This is a genomic window from Streptomyces recifensis (assembly GCF_002154615.1).
Lineage (GTDB): Bacteria > Actinomycetota > Actinomycetes > Streptomycetales > Streptomycetaceae > Streptomyces > Streptomyces griseoluteus.
This window is the reverse complement of the sequence record NZ_MUNH01000675.1, coordinates 1-4,405: the sequence shown is the minus strand read 5'-3', so window position 1 is coordinate 4,405 and position 4,405 is coordinate 1. Positions and strand designations below refer to the sequence as shown.

Annotated in this window: 5 protein-coding genes; 4 read left to right on the top strand and 1 reads right to left on the bottom strand. The window is 72.5% G+C overall.

Annotated elements, in window-relative coordinates; genetic code table 11:
* A partial coding sequence (locus CCN33_RS28225; RefSeq protein WP_086696243.1) for a cryptochrome/photolyase family protein occupies window positions 1-1,358 on the top strand: 1,358 nt, incomplete at its 5' end.
* A 72-nt stretch (window positions 1,359-1,430) separates the two neighbouring features.
* Here the strand turns inward: CCN33_RS28225 and CCN33_RS28220 are convergent.
* Complete coding sequence (locus CCN33_RS28220) at window positions 1,431-1,994, bottom strand: Dps family protein (RefSeq protein ID WP_086696246.1); 564 nt, start codon at window positions 1,992-1,994, stop codon at window positions 1,431-1,433.
* A gap of 189 nt (window positions 1,995-2,183) precedes the next feature.
* On the opposite strand from CCN33_RS28220, the gene CCN33_RS28215 reads away from it, so the two are divergent.
* From CCN33_RS28215 to CCN33_RS28205, 3 genes are all read left to right on the top strand, one after another.
* Window positions 2,184-2,927: an alpha/beta fold hydrolase gene (locus CCN33_RS28215; protein WP_244173963.1), complete on the top strand. Its 744-nt coding sequence runs from the start codon at window positions 2,184-2,186 to the stop codon at window positions 2,925-2,927.
* A gap of 160 nt (window positions 2,928-3,087) precedes the next feature.
* Complete coding sequence (locus CCN33_RS28210) at window positions 3,088-3,390, top strand: chorismate mutase family protein (protein WP_030803911.1); 303 nt, start codon at window positions 3,088-3,090, stop codon at window positions 3,388-3,390.
* Window positions 3,387-4,405 (top strand): glutamine amidotransferase-related protein (locus CCN33_RS28205; protein WP_167387966.1); only part of this gene is annotated, 1,019 nt, incomplete at its 3' end. The genes CCN33_RS28210 and CCN33_RS28205, both read left to right, overlap by 4 nt.

The following is a 4,405-nucleotide window of genomic DNA, read 5'->3' as shown; positions in this document are numbered from 1 at the left end:
ATCTGATCCTGTCCGCGATGCGCCACCGCGCCGCCGAACTCGGCGACCGCGTCCGCTACGTCCGTGCCGAGACCTACCGCGAGGGCCTGCGCGAGGCGGTGGGCGCCGGCCGCGTCACCGTCCACCACCCCACCTCACGCGCCGCCCTCGGCCTGGTCCGCTCGCTGGAGAAGGTGCGCGTGCTGCCCGCCCGCGGCTTCCTGTTCCCGCAGGACACCTTCCGCGCCTGGGCCGACGGACGCGGCGGCCACCGGCTGCGCCAGGAGGACTTCTACCACTGGGTACGCCGTGAGCTGGACCTCCTCATGGACGGCGGTGAACCGGCCGGCGGCCGCTGGAACCACGACCACGACAACCGCGAACCACCACCGAAGGGCGCCCGCACCCTCGACGCGCCGAAGCCCTACCGGCCCCGCGAGGACGAGATCGACGAGCAGGTCCGCGCCGACCTCGACCGCTGGGAGCGGGAGGAGGGCATCACCTTCGTCGGCCGAGACGGCCCGCGCCGCTTCCCGGCCACCCGCCGGGAGGCGCTGGCCGCGCTGCGCCGCTTCACCGGGCACCGGCTCGCCGGGTTCGGCCCGCACGAGGACGCCATGCTCGCCGCCGACCCGGTGATGAGCCACAGCCTCCTCTCCTCCTCCCTCAACCTCGGCCTGCTCGACCCGGCCGAGGTGGTCACCGCCGCCGAGGACACCTGGCGGGCGGGCGACGCGCCCATCTCCAGCACCGAGGGGTTCATCCGGCAGGTCGCGGGCTGGCGCGAGTACGTGTGGCAGCTCTACTGGTACTTCGGTGAGGACTACCGGAACCGCAACGCCCTCGGCGCCCGCACTCCGCTGCCCGACTGGTTTCTCGAACTCGACGCCGACGCCGTCACCGCCCGCTGTCTGTCCACCGCTCTCGCCCAGGTCCGCGACACCGGCTGGACCCACCACATCCCGCGCCTGATGCTGCTCGGCAGCCACGCCCTGCAACAGGGGTGGGAGCCGCGCGCGGTCACCGACTGGTTCCACCGCTGCTTCGTGGACGGCTACGACTGGGTGATGCTGCCCAACGTCGTCGGCATGTCCCAGTACGCCGACGGCGGCCGGATGACCACCAAGCCGTACACCTCCGGTGGGGCCTACATCCACCGTATGAGCGACTTCTGTGGTGGCTGCGCCTACAAGCCGGGGGACCGCACCGGCGATCGGGCCTGCCCGTACACCACCGGCTACTGGGCCTTCGTCCACCGCCACCGCGATCTGCTGGCCGCCAACAACCGCACCTCCCGCGCCGTCCAGGGCCTCGACCGCCTCGGCGACGTGGAGGAGGTCCTGCGCACGGCCCGCGACCGGGGCGACTCGCCGCCCTGACCCGCGGACGGAAACGCCGCGCGCCGCCACCCACGGGGGGCAGCGGCGCGCGGCGAATTCCGTACCGGCGGCTCAGCTCACCTTGGCGGCCGCCTCCTTCTCGGAGTGCACGTCATCGGTGGCGAGAGTGCCGCGGGCGCTCTCGAGGTGGGCCCGGACGAACCACTGGAACTGCTCCAGGTCGCGGAGCTGCCCGATCAGGAGGTCCTCGGTGGCGGGATCGATCTCGCCCGCCTCCTTGACCGCGGCGCGTACGCCCTCGATCACGCCGGTGTAGACCACGTCGAGCGCGGCGAGGTGGGCGATGGCGTCGCCCCGGCCGATGGAGTAGTCGTCCCACGTGCGCTCGGCCACCAGGGAGCCCGGCGTGCCCTGGGCGACACCGCCGAGGGCGGCGGTCCGCTCGGCCACGTCGTCGGCCATGTCACGGACCCGGTCGACCTGCGGGTCGATCATCTCGTGCACGGCGATGAAGTGGGGTCCGACGACGTTCCAGTGCACGTGCTTCAGCGTGAGGTGGAGGTCGTTGAGCGCGTGCAGACGGAGGCGGAGCAGACCGATGAGCTTGCCGGCGGCCTCACGTTCGAGGCCCGGCACGGTGTACTTCGGGGTCAGATCCTTGGTCCGGGTGGTCATCATTCACCTCTGTCGTCACGGTGAGAAGTCCTTGCCTGAGCACATGTGCCCCGGTCCGACCCTCTCAGACGTGCTTTTGTCCCGCCCGTCGCAGTAGGCGGAACGGGCCCTTCCGACCAAGCCGCACGCCGACCGGCTACGGATTCCAGGTGACGATCCCGTACGACCGCCCGAAGGGAAGGCGCCCCGTTGACAGTCCACAGCGACGGCCCGGACGAGACGACGCGCCGGCAAGGCGGCGAGGGGGTGGAGGGCCCGGAGAGCGCGCTGGTCGTCCGGTACGCCCCCAGGTCCCCGAAGGCCGCGGTGCTCACCCTGCACGGCGGCCGGGCCGAGGACGTCTCCGTCAGCCGGCCCTGGCATCTCGCCGCGCTGCGGATGCGCCCCATGCTGCGCGCCGTCGCCACCGGGCTGCCGTCGGACGGCATCGTGCTCGGTGAGGTGCGCTACCGGCACCGGGGCTGGAACGGCGGGGCGGCCGCCGACGACGTGCTGCGCGCCCTCGGCGAACTCCGCGAGAGGTTCGGCCCGCTGCCGGTCGTGCTGGTCGGCCACTCCATGGGCGGCCGGGCCGCCCTGCACGCGGCCGCCCACCCGGCCGTGCGCGGCGTGCTGGCGCTCGCGCCCTGGCTGCCCGCCGCCGAACCCGCCGTCCACCTGCGCGGCCGGCGCCTTGTGGTGATGCACGGCGACGCCGACCGGATCACCGGCGCCGACGACTCGGTGAACTTCGTGCTGCGGGCACGCACGGCCGGCGCGCACGCCGGGATGATCATGCTCACCGGGGCGGAGCACGCCATGCTGCGCCGCCTGCCCACCTGGCACCGGCTCGCCACGGAGATCGTGGCCGACCTGCTGCGCGACCACCCCGCGGAGGGCGGCACGGTCGCCGAGGCCACCGCACCCGGAGCGCCGGCCTTCCTGCGCGTCTGACCTCGCCCCGCGCGGCCTCCGGGGCCCGCCGACATGTCCCGCTTGTCCCCGTATCGATCCCCGCACTGTGTGCACTGCGGTGATCCGAGCTATCGGGCCGGTGGCGGGCCGAGCCCGGCGGCGGGCACATTCGGACCGTGGACAGGCGGGAGGGGCAGCCATGGGGGAGAGGCCGACAGCCGGCGTCACCATCGAGGACCTTCGGGCGGAGCTCGACGCGATCGACGAACGTTTCCTGGACGAACTGCGTGCCCGGATCGAGAAGTGCGTGGAGATCGGCCACTTCAAACGGGAGCACGACGTGCCGATGATGCAGCCGCACCGTATCGGCATCGTCCAGGAACGCGCCGCCCGCTACGGCGAACGGCACGGCATCGACCGGGAGTTCCTGCGGAAGCTGTACGACCTCGTGATCGAGGAGACCTGCCGCGTCGAGGACCGGGTGATCGGAGGTTCCTCGTGAGGACCTTGCTCATCGACAACTACGACTCCTTCACCTACAACCTCTACCAGTTGCTCGGCGAGGTGAACGGACGGCCGCCGGTCGTCGTCCGCAACGGCGCCGACTGGTCCGCATTGCGGCTGGAGGAGTTCGACGCCGTCGTCATCTCGCCCGGCCCCGGACGTCCGGACCGGGAACGGGACTTCGGGATCAGCGCCCGCGCCATCCTCGACAGCGGACTGCCCGTCCTCGGCGTCTGCCTCGGCCACCAGGGCATCACCCACCTGTTCGGCGGCACGGTCGCCCTCGCGCCCGAGCCCATGCACGGCCGGATCTCCGCCGTCCACCACAACGGCACCGACCTCTTCGCCGGACTCCCCAGCCCCTTCGACGTGGTCCGCTACCACTCGCTCGCCGCCACCGACCTGCCCGACGAACTCGAGGCCGTCGCCTGGACCGGGGACGGCGTGATCATGGGTGTGCGGCACGTGTCCCGGCCGGTGTGGGGCGTGCAGTTCCACCCCGAGTCCATCAGCAGCGAGTACGGCCGTGACCTGCTGCGCAACTTCCGCCGCCTGGCGCTCGCCCACCGGGCCACCGGCGCGAACGGCTCCCGGTACACCGTGCACACCCGGCGGATCGGCGTCCAGCCCGACACCGAGGCCGCCTACCGCGCCCTCTTCGCCGGGGACGCCCACAGCTTCTGGCTGGACAGCGGTGCCGTCATCGAGGGCCTGTCCCGCTTCTCCTTCCTCGGCGACGGACGCGGCCCGCTCGCCGAGTACGTCAGCTACCGGGTCTCCGACGGCGGCGTCACCGTCCGCAGCCCCGGCCGCGCCGGCGACGAGGGCGAGATCGTCGAGCAGGGCTTCTTCGAGTACCTCGACGAGCAGATCCGCACCCGCGCCGTGCCCGTACCGGCCGGGCTGCCCTTCGAGTTCAACCTCGGCTACGTCGGCTACCTCGGCTACGAACTCAAGGCCGAGACCGGTGGCCAGGCCGTGCACAAGTCCGCCACCCCGGACGCGGCCATGCT